This window comes from Vibrio sp. 1F279, assembly GCF_041439815.1.
Classification (GTDB): domain Bacteria; phylum Pseudomonadota; class Gammaproteobacteria; order Enterobacterales; family Vibrionaceae; genus Vibrio; species Vibrio tasmaniensis_A.
The window spans coordinates 84,470-102,429 of sequence record NZ_JBGOOU010000019.1; the positions used below are offsets into that span (position 1 = coordinate 84,470).

At 43.8% G+C, this 17,960-nt stretch carries 18 protein-coding genes and 1 tRNA gene; 10 read left to right on the plus strand and 9 right to left on the minus strand.

Annotation, left to right across the window (positions count from 1 at the left end; translation table 11 throughout):
* Positions 1 to 6: 6 nt before the first annotated feature.
* On the plus strand, positions 7 to 894 hold the full coding sequence (locus ACED60_RS14920) for a TraB/GumN family protein (protein ID WP_371727880.1): 888 nt from the start codon (positions 7 to 9) through the stop codon (positions 892 to 894).
* 121 nt (positions 895 to 1,015) lie between these two features.
* Positions 1,016 to 1,438 (plus strand): hypothetical protein, encoded by a 423-nt coding sequence (locus tag ACED60_RS14925; RefSeq protein WP_371727881.1) that lies wholly within the window; start codon positions 1,016 to 1,018, stop codon positions 1,436 to 1,438.
* A 503-nt stretch (positions 1,439 to 1,941) separates the two neighbouring features.
* Here the strand turns inward: ACED60_RS14925 and ACED60_RS14930 are convergent.
* Positions 1,942 to 2,018 (minus strand) — tRNA-Pro (locus ACED60_RS14930).
* Between the two features lie 255 nt (positions 2,019 to 2,273).
* On the opposite strand from ACED60_RS14930, the gene ACED60_RS14935 reads away from it, so the two are divergent.
* The 3 genes from ACED60_RS14935 (at position 2,274) to rluF (ending at position 4,480) form a co-directional block, all read left to right on the plus strand.
* Positions 2,274 to 2,414 carry a DUF3149 domain-containing protein gene (locus tag ACED60_RS14935; protein ID WP_004736246.1) on the plus strand — a complete coding sequence of 47 codons (141 nt, stop codon included), beginning with the start codon at positions 2,274 to 2,276 and terminating at the stop codon, positions 2,412 to 2,414.
* 167 nt (positions 2,415 to 2,581) lie between these two features.
* On the plus strand, positions 2,582 to 3,163 hold the full coding sequence (gene smrA, locus ACED60_RS14940) for a DNA endonuclease SmrA (protein ID WP_371727882.1): 582 nt from the start codon (positions 2,582 to 2,584) through the stop codon (positions 3,161 to 3,163).
* Between the two features lie 177 nt (positions 3,164 to 3,340).
* The gene (rluF, locus tag ACED60_RS14945) at positions 3,341 to 4,480 is read left to right on the plus strand and encodes a 23S rRNA pseudouridine(2604) synthase RluF (protein WP_371727883.1); all 1,140 of its coding nucleotides are present in this window, start codon (positions 3,341 to 3,343) and stop codon (positions 4,478 to 4,480) included.
* A 105-nt stretch (positions 4,481 to 4,585) separates the two neighbouring features.
* Here rluF and ybaK read toward each other — a convergent pair whose 3' ends face one another.
* From ybaK to hemA, 8 genes are all read right to left on the minus strand, one after another.
* Positions 4,586 to 5,059 (minus strand): Cys-tRNA(Pro) deacylase, encoded by a 474-nt coding sequence (gene ybaK / locus ACED60_RS14950; protein WP_371727884.1) that lies wholly within the window; start codon positions 5,057 to 5,059, stop codon positions 4,586 to 4,588.
* 118 nt (positions 5,060 to 5,177) lie between these two features.
* Complete coding sequence (ushA, locus tag ACED60_RS14955; protein ID WP_029223112.1) at positions 5,178 to 6,839, minus strand: bifunctional UDP-sugar hydrolase/5'-nucleotidase UshA; 1,662 nt, start codon at positions 6,837 to 6,839, stop codon at positions 5,178 to 5,180.
* Between the two features lie 549 nt (positions 6,840 to 7,388).
* Entirely contained in the window at positions 7,389 to 8,243 is an 855-nt protein-coding gene (gene kdsA, locus ACED60_RS14960; protein WP_198597434.1) for a 3-deoxy-8-phosphooctulonate synthase, read from the minus strand.
* Positions 8,244 to 8,265: 22 nt separating this feature from the next.
* The gene (locus tag ACED60_RS14965; RefSeq protein ID WP_017084479.1) at positions 8,266 to 9,075 is read right to left on the minus strand and encodes a SirB1 family protein; all 810 of its coding nucleotides are present in this window, start codon (positions 9,073 to 9,075) and stop codon (positions 8,266 to 8,268) included.
* Between the two features lie 6 nt (positions 9,076 to 9,081).
* A complete protein-coding gene (locus ACED60_RS14970) occupies positions 9,082 to 9,465 on the minus strand; it encodes a SirB2 family protein (protein ID WP_004736238.1) in 384 nt (127 codons plus the stop codon).
* A gap of 192 nt (positions 9,466 to 9,657) precedes the next feature.
* The gene (gene prmC, locus ACED60_RS14975) at positions 9,658 to 10,530 is read right to left on the minus strand and encodes a peptide chain release factor N(5)-glutamine methyltransferase (RefSeq protein WP_371727885.1); all 873 of its coding nucleotides are present in this window, start codon (positions 10,528 to 10,530) and stop codon (positions 9,658 to 9,660) included.
* A gap of 5 nt (positions 10,531 to 10,535) precedes the next feature.
* Positions 10,536 to 11,624, minus strand: a complete 1,089-nt coding sequence (prfA, locus tag ACED60_RS14980; protein WP_009848728.1) for a peptide chain release factor 1 — start codon at positions 11,622 to 11,624, stop codon at positions 10,536 to 10,538.
* Between the two features lie 28 nt (positions 11,625 to 11,652).
* The gene (hemA, locus tag ACED60_RS14985) at positions 11,653 to 12,912 is read right to left on the minus strand and encodes a glutamyl-tRNA reductase (protein ID WP_009848729.1); all 1,260 of its coding nucleotides are present in this window, start codon (positions 12,910 to 12,912) and stop codon (positions 11,653 to 11,655) included.
* A 160-nt stretch (positions 12,913 to 13,072) separates the two neighbouring features.
* Here hemA and lolB point away from each other — a divergent pair, with 160 nt between their 5' ends.
* The 5 genes from lolB to ychF all read left to right on the plus strand — a co-directional run bounded on the left by lolB (position 13,073) and on the right by ychF (position 17,626).
* Complete coding sequence (gene lolB / locus ACED60_RS14990) at positions 13,073 to 13,720, plus strand: lipoprotein insertase outer membrane protein LolB (protein ID WP_135380866.1); 648 nt, start codon at positions 13,073 to 13,075, stop codon at positions 13,718 to 13,720.
* The gene (gene ispE, locus ACED60_RS14995) at positions 13,717 to 14,592 is read left to right on the plus strand and encodes a 4-(cytidine 5'-diphospho)-2-C-methyl-D-erythritol kinase (RefSeq protein ID WP_371727886.1); all 876 of its coding nucleotides are present in this window, start codon (positions 13,717 to 13,719) and stop codon (positions 14,590 to 14,592) included. The genes lolB and ispE overlap by 4 nt, the downstream gene beginning before the upstream one ends.
* A gap of 27 nt (positions 14,593 to 14,619) precedes the next feature.
* Positions 14,620 to 15,564 carry a ribose-phosphate pyrophosphokinase gene (locus ACED60_RS15000; protein WP_017106306.1) on the plus strand — a complete coding sequence of 315 codons (945 nt, stop codon included), beginning with the start codon at positions 14,620 to 14,622 and terminating at the stop codon, positions 15,562 to 15,564.
* Between the two features lie 369 nt (positions 15,565 to 15,933).
* Positions 15,934 to 16,524, plus strand: a complete 591-nt coding sequence (pth, locus tag ACED60_RS15005; protein WP_010439162.1) for an aminoacyl-tRNA hydrolase — start codon at positions 15,934 to 15,936, stop codon at positions 16,522 to 16,524.
* A gap of 10 nt (positions 16,525 to 16,534) precedes the next feature.
* The gene (gene ychF / locus ACED60_RS15010) at positions 16,535 to 17,626 is read left to right on the plus strand and encodes a redox-regulated ATPase YchF (protein WP_029223110.1); all 1,092 of its coding nucleotides are present in this window, start codon (positions 16,535 to 16,537) and stop codon (positions 17,624 to 17,626) included.
* Positions 17,627 to 17,960: the final 334 nt, after the last annotated feature.

Here is a 17,960-nt window from a genome sequence, read left to right on the forward strand (position 1 = left end):
CTTTCCTTGCGCACATTTTTGTACGTAACTTTATTCGTTCTCGCATTTTCAGCCAAACAAGCTGCGGCCGAGCCTCTTTATTGGCAAGCCAAAAAGGATGATCTGACGCTTACTATCTTAGGTTCTGTGCACGTTGGGGATAAAAGTATGTACCCACTTCCTTCGGCAATCACCGACGCGCTAAAAAACAGTGATGGCTTAGTTATCGAAACGGATATCAGAAAGTCTGATGACGTTGTATATCCCCGCAACAAATTCACTACAGCCGATGTACTCAATGAAGAACAGCTGCGATTATTAACCGACATCTCAAAATCATTGGACATGCCGACGCAACAACTGCTTAGCTCACCGCCTTGGGCGACATCTCTTTCTATACAGATGCAGCAGTTAAAAAAACTAGGTTATGGCTCCGCCGGCGGCGTTGATGCGACGCTAGCTTACAAAGCGACTATCCAAGATGTTCCCGTTATCAGCTTAGAGCCGCTTCAATTCCAAATAGACCTGATGACAAAACAAAAGGACGACGGTAAGGAGTGGTTAGTCAGTAGCCTTGAAGAGTTTGACCAAACTGATCGTGTGGTTCATTGCTTAATCGAAAGTTGGAAAGCAGGTGATTTAGCGAAGCTGGAAGCTTTCGCAGAGCTGTCTGAGATGTCACCTGAACTAGAGAAAGCATTTTTAACCGATCGCAATATAGACTGGGCAAACAAACTATCCGCCAATGATTGGAAACTTGACTCGAAAGAGAGCTACTTAATTGTGGTTGGCGCCTTGCACCTAATAGGAGAAGGTAACTTATTGCAGTTGTTAGAAGAGAAGGATTTCAATGTCACTCAACAATCACAAAGCCAACAGGCTCAGTGTCAATTTGAGGTTAGTGACGACAACTAACTAAATTCGATACTATGACCTTCTCATAATATAACCATTACCTAATAACAGAATCATTACATTTAATAGCACCATAACGGTGCTATTATCTTTCGCTCTTTTTATACACGGTGTTGTTCTCATGAAACCAGTTCTCTTCGCTTTACCTTTAGCTCTCTTGATCCTGATGCCCACGACAGCGTCTGCCAAAGAAACTTGTACCATCGAACAGTTTCAAGCCATCGACATTCAGCCAGATACAAAAGGCGGCGTGCTAGATAAAGAAAGCGGACAGTTTTTGATTACTGAGAAGCCACCGATGCGATGCGCGAATATTACGTTCACGACGTCTACAACACGCAACCGTATCGCAAGCCAAATGAATGGTAATTTTGAAGCAAGCTTTTACGACAACCAAACGGGAAGCTCTCACTCGGTGGCGTTTGATGAAGATGAAGTAAAGGCAGGCTACATTCGAATTGGTCCAAATAACCCTGTTGAAGCGTATGTTTGCTTTGTTACTTCAGAGACGCCAATCAAGAACATCACGTGTGATGTGAAGTAAACAGATTTTCGGCTGGCTTATTGAGTCAATCCTTTCTCTATGCGGGATGTTTAGAACAAAAAGAGATTTCCGACTCGCTCCTTCGTCGCTCTAGGGAATGACACATATACCAAAATGCAAAAAAGCCGTAGCCCCCTCTATTACGAGAGTGCTACGGCTTTCTTCAATGTGGCAGTGAAGATCTTATTTTGAACATCAGGCGAACCCCACTTTGGTTCTGACCCTATTTCCTATGACCTAAAACGACGAAAGCCTGCTCGTTGAGCAAGCTTTCTTAATGTGGCCAGTGAAGAGCTTATTTTGAACATCAGGCGAACCCCACTTTGGTTCTGATCCTATTTCCATGATCTAAAACGACGAAAGCCTGCTCATTGAGCAGGCTTTCTTAATGTGGTCGGTGAAGAGCTTATTTTGAACATCAGGCGAACCCCACTTTGGTTCTAATCCTATTTTCTACGCTCTAAAACGACGAAAGCCTGCTCAATGAGCAGGCTTTCTTAATGTGGTCGGTGAAGAGGGATTCGAACCCCCGACCCTCTGGTCCCAAACCAGATGCGCTACCAAGCTGCGCTATTCACCGAGATATCTAACTGGCTGATTGCCTGTCGATGAAGCGTATAATACGGATTCTGAGTTTATCCGCAAGGGCTTTTTTCACTCTTTTTTACAATATCGAATCGTTCGAACAAAAGACGTACAAGTGAAATGCCAATGTGACGAAAAACACACAGTTACCAACAAGTATTTAACTTATGAAACAGGATTGATCCAGATCAGTGAATTGATAACACCAGTTAATACACTAACTCGTGTCATATAACTTTGAGGTATACACATGGACTTTTGGCTAGAACTCCTATTTGGTAATGCGGTGGGGCTATCTTCAATGATAGTAATATTCGGGGCTCTGGGTCTCATGATGTTCTATGGAGGCTTCTTCATCTACAAAGTTATGACTGAAAAATCTCCTCACTAGAATCGCTCAGCCTAAATCATCTACTTTTAAGTATCATTTTCTTTAGGTAGATGTAAAAACGCTTTGCACCGGAGCCGACTTATTGTCTTCTCCGGTTTTTTCATTTTTAAACCCGGCCTCAACTTAGGTATACTTACCTTATCCTTATCCAACTTGAGATACACACTATGTCTCATGATGACGACTTAGATCTATTCCAAGAAATGATGGGCGATGTTAAACGTATCGACCATGACACCACCGAACACCAGAAAGTACACCGAGTCACAGAATCTCACCTTGCTAAGCGTGAAGCCGCTATGTGGCTGTCTGACGACGAGAAAGACTACTTATCATTAGACTACTCTCTAATGATCAAACCTGACGATGTCATTGCTTATAAAAAAGATGGCGTACAAGAAGGCGTATACAAAAAGCTGCGCTTGGGCAAGTATCCAATTCAAGCCAAACTCGACCTTCACAGGAAAACACTGAAAGACGCTCGTAACGAAGTACTCTCATTTTTACGCCAATGTTTAAGAATGGATGTTCGCACCGTTATCATTGTCCACGGTAAAGGTGAGCGTTCGAATCCACCAGCAATGATGAAAAGCTACGTGGCAAATTGGCTAACACAAATTAACGATGTTCAATGTGTTCATTCAGCTCAGCAATTTCACGGTGGTACAGGTGCGGTCTATGTCATGCTCAGAAAGAGTAATGACAAAAAGCTAGAGAACAGAGAGCGCCATCAAAAGCGCAGCAGTTGATAAGTTGAGATAGATAAGTAAGCTAATAGCGGTCTTGCATCAAGAGCGATATTTCGTGCCTAGACTCACACCAAGTGCTAAAATTGTCCTCAGTTAACGAATCCCAACTCAAAGCAACTATTCAGAGGTTGCTTTTTGTTTATCTATATTTCCGTTGTGAAACGCTAAGAGAATATCATGTCACAAGAATCCCAAGCTAAACGCCTTAATAAATACATCAGTGAAACTGGTTTTTGCTCACGCCGCGAAGCCGACAAACTCATTGATGCTGGCCGAGTTACTATTAACGGTAAGATCCCTGAAATGGGCACTAAAGTCTTGCCTGGTGATGATGTTGAGATCGACAATAAACCTGTTCGTTCAAGAGAAAAGCCGATCTACATTGCTCTTAATAAACCAACAGGTATCACCTGTACTACTGAGCGTGATATTCCAGGCAACATCGTCGACTTTATAGGTCACCACAAACGTATATTCCCTATTGGTCGTCTAGATAAGCCTTCTGATGGTCTTATCTTCTTGACCAACGACGGCGATATCGTAAACAAAATCCTACGTGCAGGTAACAACCACGAAAAAGAATACGTGGTTCGTGTAGATAAACCTATTACGACTGAGTTCTTAAAGCAAATGGGCGCTGGCGTTCATATTCTCGATACTGTTACCTTGCCATGTAAGGTAGAGAAAGAGACCAAGTTCTCATTTCGCATCACATTAACGCAAGGCCTTAACCGTCAGATTCGCCGTATGTGTGAAGCTCTCGGATATGAAGTATTTAAGCTTCGCCGTGTTCGTATTATGAACATCTCATTAGACGGCATTCCTAACGGAAAATGGCGCTACCTGAGCGACGAAGAGATTACTGAAATCTTGGCAATGTGTGAAGGCTCAGTAAGTACTGAAGATGCGTCAAAAATCAACGCGAAAGGTCAACGCATTCGTAAAGCGACTGACGCGAAACTTTTTGATAGCCGTGAAGAGAACCAAACTTCAACTGCGCGCCGTAATCAAAACGATAACCGTACTCGCACTTACCGCGGTAACAATGCGGATGAATTCCGTCATGCGCCTAACTCAAAGCGTGGCCGTAACTCATCGAACGGTGAAAGCAGTGGCGGTGGCAATACCGAGAACTGGAAATCAAACTCTCGTTCAGAGCGTTCTAATTCAGATAAAAACCGTTCGGATCGCAATCGCACAGATCGCGACAATAACGAACGTAGAAGCGGTAAACCGACAAACCGCAGTCAAGATTCAAACAGACCGAACAAGCCTGCACCGAAACGTGTTGGTGGTACTTTAGGTTTGAAAAAGTAGTCAGAACCCTTTCAAACAGGACTGTCGATAAAGAAACGCCCGCTAGATTAGTCTAGCGGGCGTTTTATTTATGATCATGTACGTTATCGTTATGGAAAGCACAAGCTACAGGCATAGTTCAGCAAACTGACCACGCGTAAGTAGTACTAAGTCTTTCGGGTCTAGCTCGATCTCTAACCCTCTCTTCCCTGCACTCACGCATATCGTTTCAAAATCGGTAGCGCTGGAATGAACAAAGGTAGGTAATGATTTTTTCTGACCAAGAGGACTGATTCCTCCCACCACATAACCTGTCGTTTTCTGAGCAATATCTGGATCAGCCATCTCTGCTTTTTTACCTTTCGCTGCTTTAGCTGCAAGCTTAAGGTTTAACTTCTGGTCAACAGGAATAACAGCTACCGCCAAATATTTCGCCACACCATTCAAGCTGAACAACAGAGTTTTGAATACACGTTTGGGATCTTGACCAAGCGCTTCGACAGCCTCTAATCCATAATTCGTGTTATTTGTATCATGATGATACTGATGCACACTGTGAGCGATTTTCTTTTTCTTGGCGAGATTGATTGCAGGGGTCATAACAAATCCAAACGATAGATAAACAAAAAGCGACGCCGAGGCGTCGCTTTAGTTAAATTTATCATGGTGCTAGAGTCAATCTAATTTAGCACCTAGTGATTCAATTAACTGGGTTCAATTACTTGTAAACCATTTGACCTGAAGGCGCGTACTTGTTCACATCAACAGGGCTGTTTGCTTCTAGGTACTCTTTTAGTACTTCAGCGTCAACAAAACCTGTGTTCACAAAGCCAGGGTGATCAGACAGTTTAGGGTAACCGTCACCGCCAGCAGCGTTAAAGCTTGGTACCGTAAAGCGGTATGTTTCATCTAAACGAAGCTGCTTGCCACCGATGAAGACATTCGATACTTCACCGTCAGCGACAGTCATAGAAATACCTGCAAACTGTGCATAAGCACCTGAATCAACAGGTTTAGTCGCCACTACGTTTAGGTAATCTAGAACTTCTTTACCAGTCATATCAGTGTAAGTCAGGATGTTTGCAAAAGGCTGTACTGTTAGTACATCTTTGTACGTCACATCGCCGGCTTCAATTGAGTCACGAACGCCACCAGAGTTCATCACAGCGAAGTCTGCTTTTGCACGCTCCATGTGAGAAGTCGCAATCAAACGACCCAGGTTAGTTTGTTGGAAGCGAACTACGTTACGGTCACCTTCAAGCTTGCCATTTGTCTCAGCGATTTGAACTTCTAACTGAGCTTGGCCCTGTTCTTGGAAAGGACGTAGGAATTCAAGCAGCTCTGGATCTTGTGCGATTTCATCTTGAATAAGAACGCGTTGCTTCTTGCCGTCAATCTTAACTTTCTTCTTAAGGTTAACGGGAACCAAGTCGTAGCTCACCATCTCTAGTTCGCCATTACGGAATTCGTAATCAGCACGGCCTACGTACTTGCCCCACTCGTGAGCTTGAACGATGTAAGTACCGTTTTGAACGTCTGGTTTACACTCATCACCCGGCTTGAAGTTTTGCTTCGCAACGTTAGGGCCTTCCATACATACAGGCTCTTGAGAGTGACCACCAACGATCATATCTAGATCGCCTTCATTTAGGTAACGAGCTAGTGCTACATCACCCGGAGCATTAACACCACGCTGACCATTTTCGTAGTGACCCATGTGAGTCACAGCGAAGATAAGATCGGGTTTTTCTGTTTCTTTAAGTTCAGCGATCAGTTTCTTCGCTTCTTCTTTAGGGTCACGGAAATCGATACCAGCAATAAATTCTGGGTTACCAATTTTCGCAGTATCTTCAGTCGTTAGACCGATAACAGCAATCTTGATACCTTGCTTTTCAAACATCTCGTAAGCTTGGAATTTACGCTCGCCTGTCGCTTTGTCGTAGATGTTTGCAGATAGCATTGGGAAGTTTGCCCAGTCGATCTGTTTTTGCAGTACGTCTAGTGAGTTATCGAACTCGTGGTTACCTAATGCCATTGCATCGTAACCAATTTTATTCATACCTTTAAAATCAGGTTCTGCATCCTGAAGGTCTGACTCTGGTACACCAGTGTTGATGTCACCGCCAGATAGAAGCAACACGCTACCGCCTTCTGCTTCAACTTCTGCACGAAGTTGGTCAACAAGCGTTTTACGTGCAGACATGCCGTATTCGCCGTATTTGTTCTGCCAAAAACGACCATGGTTGTCGTTCGTATGCAGGATAGTTAGCTTATAAGTTTCGTCTTGGTTCCAATCATGAGCTGATTGAGACGCACATCCAGCCAAAGTAGCTAGGATTGCAGCACTTAGTGCTGTCTTTAGAATAAGGCGTTGCTTCATTGTCATACCTTTGAACTTTTTAGGGGAATCCACTGCTTTCTATAATCCATTGCGACTCCTTGTCTGGAGTTCGAACAATAAGACTTCAACATGACTAATCTTAAATTAACATTCTAAATGTAACACGACGATTTCATATTTATGTCGAATTGGTCACGCATGAATCAACAGTTAAGTGTAACAAAATTATGAGATTACACTCAAACTTCCCCTGCATCACAGGCAATCGTTTACTTATAAAGTGTGATGAATGTCAGCAATTCACTACAAACAGGACAGACCTCACACACCTATACCGCTTTCTTAGGGAATCAGAGGCTCTGTTAACAAGGGGTTAATCGCCTATCGTGGATTGACGCACTGCAAAACAAGTTCGTGAACAGCCAGACAGACAGCTTAGTCATAGCCCAAATAGGCCGAGGCTTCGGTGAACTAAACGGATGTTCCATTAAAAAACGCCCAACTCTAAGAGTTGGGCGTTTGTCTATTACAATCAAATAACGAGTTAACACTCTCTAGTTAATACTAGTGACTTAACATCAGATAAAACTATTTGATTTCGATGTGCTCGAAGCCTTTGATAAGGTCATCAAGTGCTTTCATCTGCTTCAAGAACGGTTCTAGCTTATCTAGCGGTAGAGCTGATGGGCCATCACAACGAGCTTGATCCGGGTTAGGGTGAGCCTCAAGAAATAGACCAGCAATACCCGTCGCAATGCCCGCTTTAGCTAGTTCAACCGTTTGCTCACGACGACCGCCAGATGCAGCACCTGATGGATCACGCATTTGAAGCGCGTGAGTCACATCAAAGATGATTGGGCTACCGTTTGATGATTTCTTCATCACACCAAAACCAAGCATATCAACTACTAGGTTGTCATAACCCATGCAAGAACCGCGTTCACAAAGAATGATGTTCTCGTTGCCACACTCAGCAAACTTATCAACGATATTACCCACTTGATCTGGGCTCATGAACTGAGGCTTCTTCACATTGATAACCGCGCCAGTCTTAGCCATTGCTTCAACAAGATCAGTTTGACGAGCAAGGAACGCTGGAAGCTGGATTACATCAACCACATCAGCAACAGGCTGAGCTTGCGCTTCAGTGTGAATATCAGTGATGATCTTCACGCCAAAGGTATCTTTCAGCTCTTGGAAAATTTTAAGACCTTCTTCCATGCCAGGACCACGGTATGAGTGAACTGAGCTACGGTTTGCTTTGTCGAAAGACGCCTTAAATACATAAGGGATACCCAACTTCTCTGTTACTTTCACGTAGTGCTCACAGATCTGCATAGCTAGATCGCGAGATTCAAGAACGTTCATGCCTGCAAATAGCGTAAATGGCTTGTCGTTAGCAATTGGCATATCACCAATGTGAACTGTTTTCTGTTCCATCATATTCTCTCTAAATAATTATTAATTAGTGAACAACCACTGTCTTTTCGTTCATGACGTTCACTTGAGATTTCAGTAACTCAGATGCAGGGTCATCTGGGCATTGGTCGATAAAGTATTGATAATCCGTTGCTGCAACTTGATGACAGTCTAGCTGCTGATAAATAAAGCCGCGGTCACGGATTTCATACGGGTCATCCGGCACAAACGTTAACGCAAGATCAGTACACTTCAATGCAAGCGTATAACGCTCTTCTCGCAATAATGCACTCTTAAGCAACGCTAGCCACTTACCAATAATCGTTGGGTGATCGGCAACCTCTAAGTGTTCCGCTTTCACCTTAGCGAGTGGGCCATCATGTCCGATTAACCAAGCTCGTAAAGTTTGCACGCCAACATACTCACCGTTGTAAGGGTTAATATAGACGGCTGCTTGCCCGTACCAACTCACTTTTAGCAAGAATTGAGTTGGGAAAGATACGCCCTCTACAGGGAAGCCTAGCTTGCGACCTAGAAAAAGAAAAATCGCACCAAGACTGACAGGGATGCCTTTCTTTCTCTCGAGCACTTTATCGATAAACGCGTTTTCCGATGAGAAGTAAGCGTCTTTATCGCCTGCGAAGCCCCACTCATAAAAGAATAGTCGAATAAAAGATTCAAACTTCTGTTGCTCGTCGGTTTCATTAACCAAAGCAAACTCAGCGTCTTTTAACAATCTCGCCAGTTCTTGCTCAGCCCAGCTGTCTTGAGTTTCTGGGTTAATCGCTTTATTTAAGATCAATGCACCTTCAGCTAACTCTAGCTGGTCAAAGTCTTCATCAAAAAATTCGTACATACGTCATTAACCGAAAAATGTTGGAGTCTTTGTCATTGCGATTTTGCCTGCCATTGCTAGCCAGCCTAGAGCGCCAAAGAATGAGAAAACTCTCAATAGCTTGTTCTTACCTAACTTAAGCGCAAAGAAGCCCAATGCGATGTAAGCCATTACACAGGTCAGTTTTTCAGTTAACCATGGTGCCGCCGGTGTAAAGGGAATAAAGCCAGTGATAAAAATCAAACCAATACCCGATAGCAGCAGCAACGAGTCATTGATATGAGGGAAACGCTGCAAGAAAGGATGCTTAAGCTTTGGTGAGTTAACCATCATCAGAGCGAAACGAATCGAAAGAAGTAGCGCGCTTATAGCAATCGTTAGTAGGTGAAAATGTTTTAAACCTTCGTACATGGTATTCCTTTATATTTTTTATATGTGCTTTCGTTAACACGAGCCAAACAATACCCGTTAATGCCCTGTATTTCTGCGTAAAATCTCTGTATTTCTGCGTTAAATGCATTATCGAGTTAAACGTATTTTCGAGTTAAAGGTATCAATTTAGCAAGTTAATCATCTATTGCTCACTAGATGATGAACAGCAGCCTATGAACAGTAACGACCCAATGTCACTCGGTCATTACCACCGTAATCTTTTTCTGTAACCACATCCAAGTAGCCCAGTTGTTGCATTATCTCACGTACCGCCAAGCCTTGGTCATAGCCGTGTTCAAATGCTAGCCAGCCTTCGTTTTCTAAAAAACCGCGTGCGTTTTCAGAGATGTATCGAATATCAGCTAAACCTTTATCTTCAGCCACTAACGCTGTGATCGGTTCAAAACGCACATCACCTTGAGATAAATGAGGGTCATTCTTCTCAATGTAAGGTGGGTTAGAGACAATCAACGAGAACTTGACCGCTTCTTTTTCAGAGTTAGCCAGGTTCAAAGGCTCAAACCAACTGCCATGTAAAAAAGTGGCGTTAGTGATATTTAATCGCTGAGCGTTTTCTGTCGCAAGTTGTTGCGCTTCCGGACGAAGATCAATTCCCGTCACTGGTCGGTTCGGCATCTCAGACGCCAATGCCAAAGCAATCGCACCTGTACCAGTTCCTAAATCGAGAATCGCACCTTGCTTGCCATACGTTTTGTCTAACGCCACTTCAACCAAGCGTTCCGTATCTGGACGTGGGATTAAAGTAGAAGGAGAAACTTTTAACGGCAGCGACCAAAACTCACGTTCACCAACAATATAAGCCACAGGCTCACCGGTTAAGCGACGTTTTAGAAGGGTATTGAATTCGGATTCTTGTTCTGAAGTGAGATACTTCTCAGGCCAAGTCAGTAGGTAAGATCTTGGTTTATCTAAGGCGTGGCAAAGCAGTACCGCAGCATCAATCGAGGGCGATGTGTTATCGCCCTCTTGAAGCTGTACGATTGCTGACTTTAAAGCACTTTCAACCGTATATGCTGACTGCATAGTAATTAGTTGTGCTCAGCAAGTGCTGCTAGTTGATCGGCTTGGTGCTCTTGTAGAACAGGATCAAGCAGGCTTTGCATATCACCTTCCAGAACTTCGTTCAGGCGGTAGATAGTTAAGTTGATGCGGTGATCAGAAACACGGCCTTGAGGGTAGTTGTACGTACGAATACGGTCACTACGGTCACCAGAACCTAATAGGTTACGACGTGTATCTGAAATCGCAGCAGCACGACGCTCTTCTTCAGCTTGAACGATACGAGCCGCAAGAACAGCCATCGCTTTCGCTTTGTTTTTATGCTGAGAACGCTCGTCTTGACACTCTACTACTGTACCTGTTGGTAAGTGAGTAATACGGATTGCTGAATCCGTGGTGTTAACGTGCTGACCACCCGCGCCAGATGCACGGAAAGTATCAATCTTAAGGTCGCCAGCTTTGATCTCTGGCAGATCTGCTTCTGGAATCTCAGGCATAACCGCAACGGTACATGCAGACGTATGAACACGACCTTGTGATTCAGTCTCAGGTACACGTTGTACACGGTGACCACCAGACTCGAACTTCATTGTGCCGTAAACAGCATCGCCACTGATTTTAGCGATCATCTCTTTAAAGCCGCCCTGCTCTGAAACATTGCTGCTCATCACTTCGACGCGCCAGCCTTTTTTCTCGGCAAACTTAGAGTACATACGGAAAAGGTTACCCGCAAAGATACCCGCTTCATCACCACCTGCGCCGGCACGAATCTCTAAGAAACAGTTACGCTCATCGTTTGGATCTTTTGGAATCAGAAGAATTTGCAGCTCATCAGTCAGACGTTCAATGTTCGCTTTCGCATCTTTGATTTCTTCTTGAGCCATTTCACGCATTTCTGCGTCGTCTTCATTTGCCATCTCTTCAGCAGCTTCTAAATCTTCTTGAGCTTGCTGGTATGATTTAAAGCACCCCGTCACCTCTTCTAATTGAGAATACTCTTTTGACAAGGCACGGAATTTATCTTGATTCCCAAGTACATCGGGATCACCAAGTAGATGTTGAACTTCTTCATAGCGTTCAACAAGTGTTTCAAGCTTTATTAGAATCGAGGCTTTCATAATGTCTTATTCTGTTGGAGGTCGAATATTATTGAGGGTTTTCTAAGCCCAAACTCTGTCTAATGACCGTTAATTTTGCAGGTTCTCCTTGCTCTGCTGCACTTTGGAGTGCACGCGTTGGAGCATGGATCAATTTGTTTGTGAGCTTGTTACTTAGCTCAAGTAAAACTTTTTCAGGGTCACCGCCAGCGGCAAGTGATTGTAAACTCTTACTTAATAATTCTTCTCGGATTTCATTGGCCGATTTGCGATAGTCACGAATACTGTCTACCGCTTGCAGTGAACGCATCCAACTCATGAATGCCGCACTTTCTTCACTAACAATAGCTTCCGCTTGGATAGCTTCCACTTTACGTTGTTCAATGTTGCCATCAACAATCGACTGCAGATCATCAACGGAATACAGGTAAGCATCATTCAGATCGCCTACCTGAGACTCAACGTCTCGAGGCACTGCAATATCAACCAACAACATCGGTTGATGTTTTCTTGTCTTAAGTGCGGTCTCAACCATGCCCTTCCCAATAATAGGCAGTGGACTAGCGGTTGAGCTGATCACGATATCCGCTCGATGCAGGTGATCGGGGATTTCATTGAGGCTAATCACTTCAGCACCAAACTCTTCAGCTAGCCCTAAAGCACGCTCACGAGTTCGGTTGGCCACAATCATCTTGGTGCAACCATTCGCTGAAAGGTGTTTTGCCACCAATTCAATCGTCTCACCCGCACCTACCAGTAACACCGTTGATTCAGCAATCGACTCAAAGATGTGTTTGGCTAATGTGCAAGCTGCGTAAGCAACTGAAACCGCGCTTCCGCCAATTTCAGTTTCAGTTCGAACACGCTTAGCGACAGAAAATGATTTCTGAAACAGTTTTTCCATTGAAGCATCAACAGATTTGTTATCTCGAGAGTCTGTATAAGCTTGCTTCACCTGACCTAAAATCTGTGGTTCACCCAACACCAGAGAGTCCAAACCACAGGCAACGCGCATTAAGTGCTTAATCGCGGCTTGTTCTTCATGGATGTAGATGCTCGGTTTTAATTCTTCAGGGCTAACTTGATGAAATACAGACAGCCAATCGATCAACTTGTTTTTTGCCACGCCTTTGACGTCACAATACACTTCAGTTCGATTACAGGTAGAAAGTATGACACTTCCATTTACGTGTGCATTTGCGTTAAGTTGCTTAAGTGCCTCAGATAATTTATCTGGACCAAAAGCGACTTTTTCTCGCAATTCAACCGACGCTGTATTGTGATTGATACCTACGGCAAGCAAAGACATGTATCAGAAGTTCTCGATCAGGGAATGGAAACAAGGGGCGAATTTTACTTGATGCATGGCTCTATTTAAAGAGCAAGCGGGATTTGTTTTCCTGAGTTCGTGAATTCAATGCTATAGTCGAGACGTTTTTTAGATAAATTTGAACAAGTTGTGAGCAAATATGAGCAAGCTTCGAAAAATCACGTCTCTTATTTTTTTGACCATCATTATGGTGGGTTGCTCGTCTATCCCAGAACAACCGACCAGCGTTGAGTGGCAAAGTCACCAAAACAGGCTTTTACAGATAGAAAACTATCAAGCTTCAGGCAAGCTCGCTTACATTTCTCCAGAGCAACGCCAAAGCCTAAACTTCATATGGAAGCACTCCCCAAATCAAAGCCAATTAAGACTGACCACTTTCCTTGGTCAAACCGCCTTGAACCTTACAATTGACAGTTTGGGTGCAAAAGTCGTGACTTACGATGATCAAGTATTCACCCATGCAAGTGCATCTGTATTAGTAGAGCAACTTACTGGATTGCAGATCCCCATTGATCACCTACCACAATGGTTCCTTGGCATTCCCGACCAAGCAGATAGCTACCAACTCAACAGCACCAACACACTTGAATCTCTGTCTAAACAAGTCAGCAGTCAATTGTGGACCCTGAATTTTGCTAACTATCGCAATACAGAGATGCCGAGTAAGCAACTATCGGATAAAGACAACGTAAAGGTAGAGACAATCCCCCTCCCTACTCGATTGTCATTCAAGCAAGACGAGAACAAAATCAACATTGTAGTTTCGAAGTGGACACTGAAAAAATGATAACAACGCCAACTCACTGGCCTTCGCCAGCTAAGCTGAATTTATTTCTCTACATCACTGGCCGACGCGACAATGGCTATCACGAACTTCAGACCCTATTTCAGTTTGTCGACTTTGGCGATGAACTTACGGTTACCGCAAACCGAGAAACAAGCTCGATAACAATCACACCTGAAATTCCAGGTGTTGCGACAGAAGATAACCTGATTTGGAAAGCCGCAACTGCCCTTCAACAACATACATCGACGACTTTCGGTGCGGATATTCAGTTAAAGAAAGTGCTTCCTATGGGAGGTGGCATTGGCGGAGGTTCTTCAAATGCCGCAACCGTGTTAGTCGCTCTCAACCATTTATGGCAACTCAACCTGTCTGATGACCAGTTAGCAGAGATTGGCTTAAAGCTTGGTGCAGACGTTCCGGTCTTCGTTAGAGGCCACGCCGCCTTTGCTGAAGGTGTTGGTGAACAACTGCAACCCGCTAATCCGGATGAAAAATGGTATCTCGTTGTTAAACCTCAAGTGAGCATAGCAACTGTAGACATATTCACACATTCAGAATTAACTCGAAATACGCCGAAGCGAGCACTATCAACGCTTCTAGAGCAAGAATACGTAAACGATTGCGAAAAAATTGTGCGAATGCTGTACCCAGAGGTTGATAAGCAACTTTCATGGCTGCTACAATACGCGCCGTCGAGATTGACTGGTACAGGTTCGTGCGTTTTTGCTGAATTTAGCAGCAAAAAAGAAGCCGAACTGGTGCTAGAGCAACTATCTGACACAGTTTCCGCGTTTGTCGCGAAAGGACGAAACATTTCGCCTTTGAAAGAAACTTTGGCTGAATACCAATCAGCCCACCCACAATCTATTTAAAACTGGACGCAACCCGAGGTTTCCACCGTGCCTGATATGAAGCTATTTGCTGGTAACGCAACACCTGAACTAGCCCAACGTATTGCTGATCGTCTATACATCTCTCTTGGCGATGCTACTGTAGACCGTTTTTCTGATGGCGAAGTCGCTGTTCAAATCAATGAAAACGTTCGTGGTAGCGATGTATTCCTGATTCAATCAACTTGTGCACCAACCAATGACAACCTTATGGAATTGGTGGTAATGATTGACGCAATGCGCCGTGCTTCTGCTGGCCGTATTACTGCTGTAATCCCTTACTTCGGTTATGCCCGTCAAGATCGTCGTGTACGTTCTGCTCGTGTGCCTATTACTGCAAAAGTTGTTGCAGATTTCCTTTCTAACGTCGGTGTTGACCGCGTTCTTACTATCGACCTACACGCAGAGCAAATCCAAGGCTTCTTCGATGTACCTGTTGATAACATTTTCGGCACTCCAGTTCTTCTCGAAGACATGGCTAACCGTGGTCTAGAAAACCCAGTTGTGGTTTCTCCAGACCTTGGTGGTGTTGTACGTGCTCGTGCTACAGCTAAAGCGCTAGGTGATGTTGACATCGCTATCGTTGATAAGCGTCGTCCACGTGCTAACGTTTCTGAAGTAATGAACCTAATCGGTGATGTTGAAGGTCGTGACTGTGTTATCGTTGATGACATGATCGATACTGGTGGCACACTGTGTAAAGCAGCTGAAGCGCTTAAAGAGCGCGGTGCTAAGCGTGTATTCGCTTACGCAACTCACGCTGTATTCTCAGGTACTGCTGCAGACAATATCCGCAATTCAGTTCTAGACCAAGTTATTGTTACCGATTCAATCAAGCTTTCTCCAGAAATGGCTGCGACAGGTAAAGTGACTGAACTAAGCCTTTCTCGCATGCTTGCTGAAGCGATTCGTCGTATCAGCAACGAAGAGTCTATCTCTGCGATGTTCAACTAATCAAAGCTCTATAGCTTTGCTTTAGCAGAACAATCTGAAAAAGATATTAAGCACTTCATTCGATGAAGTGCTTTTTTTATATCCAATACCAATCACAGTAAGTAAGTGTTCAGAAATAGCACAGGAAAAAAGCTTGAGAACAAGGCGTAATTTTTTGATAAGTAGTTATTCTACAATCAAAAATTATAACGCAGTTATCGAGCATTTTAACCAGCTAGGGTGACCAGTTATTTACTACGATTGGTATAACGACCACAAAGTGAATTTGACCACAGTTTGAATCATTGAGTTCTATCAGCTAGCTCGCACCTTTTTCATAAACTGTGATATCATACGGCGCTTTTTGAAATCCCAAGAGAGATCCATACCTTGAGCCAACAAATAAAACTTCTCGTTGGACTGGCTAATCCAGGTCCAGAATACGCCAAAACTCGCCACAATGCGGGTGCTTGGGTAGTTGAAGAATTAGCACGTGTACACAACGTGACACTGAAGAACGAACCAAAGTTCTTTGGCCTAACGGGTCGTATCATGGTTCATGGTGAAGATCTTCGTTTGCTGATCCCAACGACTTTTATGAACTTATCCGGCAAAGCAGTTGCAGCACTGGCAAAGTTCTACCAAATTAAACCAGAAGAGATCATGGTCGCTCACGATGAGTTAGACCTCCCTCCAGGTATTGGTAAGTTTAAAAAAGGTGGTGGTCATGGTGGACATAATGGTCTGAAAGACATCATCAGCAAGCAGGGTAACAATAAAGAATTCTATCGTCTTAGATTAGGCATTGGCCATCCAGGACACAAAGATAAAGTTGCAGGTTATGTATTAGGCAAAGCTCCTGCGAAAGAGCAAGAGTGTATCGAGGCTGTCGTTGACGAATCGGTTCGTAGCCTAGACATCTTATTGAAAGATGGCCTACCAAAAGCACAAAATCGCTTACATACGTTCAAAGCAGAATAAGGTTTATATCATGGGTTTTAAATGTGGCATCGTTGGTCTACCAAACGTTGGTAAGTCAACTCTGTTTAACGCACTGACTAAAGCAGGCATCGAAGCAGCAAACTTTCCATTTTGTACGATCGAACCAAACACGGGTATCGTTCCGGTTCCAGATCTACGCTTAGATGCATTAGCAAAAATTGTTAATCCACAGAAGATCCTTCCAACGACAATGGAATTCGTAGATATCGCAGGCCTAGTTGCTGGCGCATCTAAAGGCGAAGGTCTAGGTAACAAGTTCCTAGCTAACATCCGCGAAACTGATGCTATCGGTCACGTTGTACGCTGCTTTGAGAACGAAAATATCGTTCACGTTTCAGGTAAAGTATCACCTATCGAAGATATCGAAGTGATCAACCTTGAGCTTGCTCTTGCCGATCTAGATAGCTGTGAACGTGCAATATTCCGCAATGCTAAAAAAGCAAAAGGCGGCGATAAAGACGCTAAATTCGAAACTACGGTTCTTGAAAAGCTACTACCTATCCTGACAGAAGGTGGTATGGCTCGTACTGTTGAACTTGCTAAAGAAGAAGTAGCGGCGATCGACTACCTTAACTTCCTAACGCTTAAGCCAACAATGTACATCGCAAATGTTGCTGAAGATGGTTTTGAAAACAACCCTTACCTAGACGCAGTTCGTGAGTACGCAGAAAAAGAGAATAACGTTGTTGTTGCTGTTTGTGCTGCAATCGAGTCAGAGCTTTCTGAACTTGACGATGAAGATCGTGAAGAGTTCCTTGCAGACATGGGTATCGAAGAACCAGGCCTTAACCGAGTGATCCGCTCTGGTTACGAACTACTTACTCTTCAGACTTACTTCACTGCAGGTGTTAAAGAAGTTCGCGCTTGGACGATCCCTGTAGGTGCGACTGCGCCACAAGCTGCAGGCAAGATCCACACCGACTTCGAAAAAGGATTCATCCGTGCAGAAGTCGTTGGTTACGAACATTTCATCGAATTTGGCGGTGAAAGCGGAGCAAAAGATGCAGGTAAATGGCGTCTTGAAGGCAAAGAATACATCGTTAAAGACGGTGATGTTGTTCACTTCCGTTTCAACGTTTAATTACCGATAAACATCTAATAAAAGGCCAGTGAATTCACTGGCCTTTTTCGTTTTCGCTCTTTCTAAAGAGCTTCTTATCCAAAACTTAACTTCCTATATATATCGGCATTTGAACCTATTTCTTGCTGACAAATACGCCTCTTTGACTAAAAAGAAACCGAACAGATGTTTATTCGTGATTTATTCAAAAAAAAAGTTGACGGGTTTCACTCAACTCCGCATAATGCGCCCCGTTCACAACGAAGCGGCAACGTCTCGAAATGAGCAACAATTTGGAAATGGCTACTTAGCTCAGTTGGTTAGAGCACATCACTCATAATGATGGGGTCGCAGG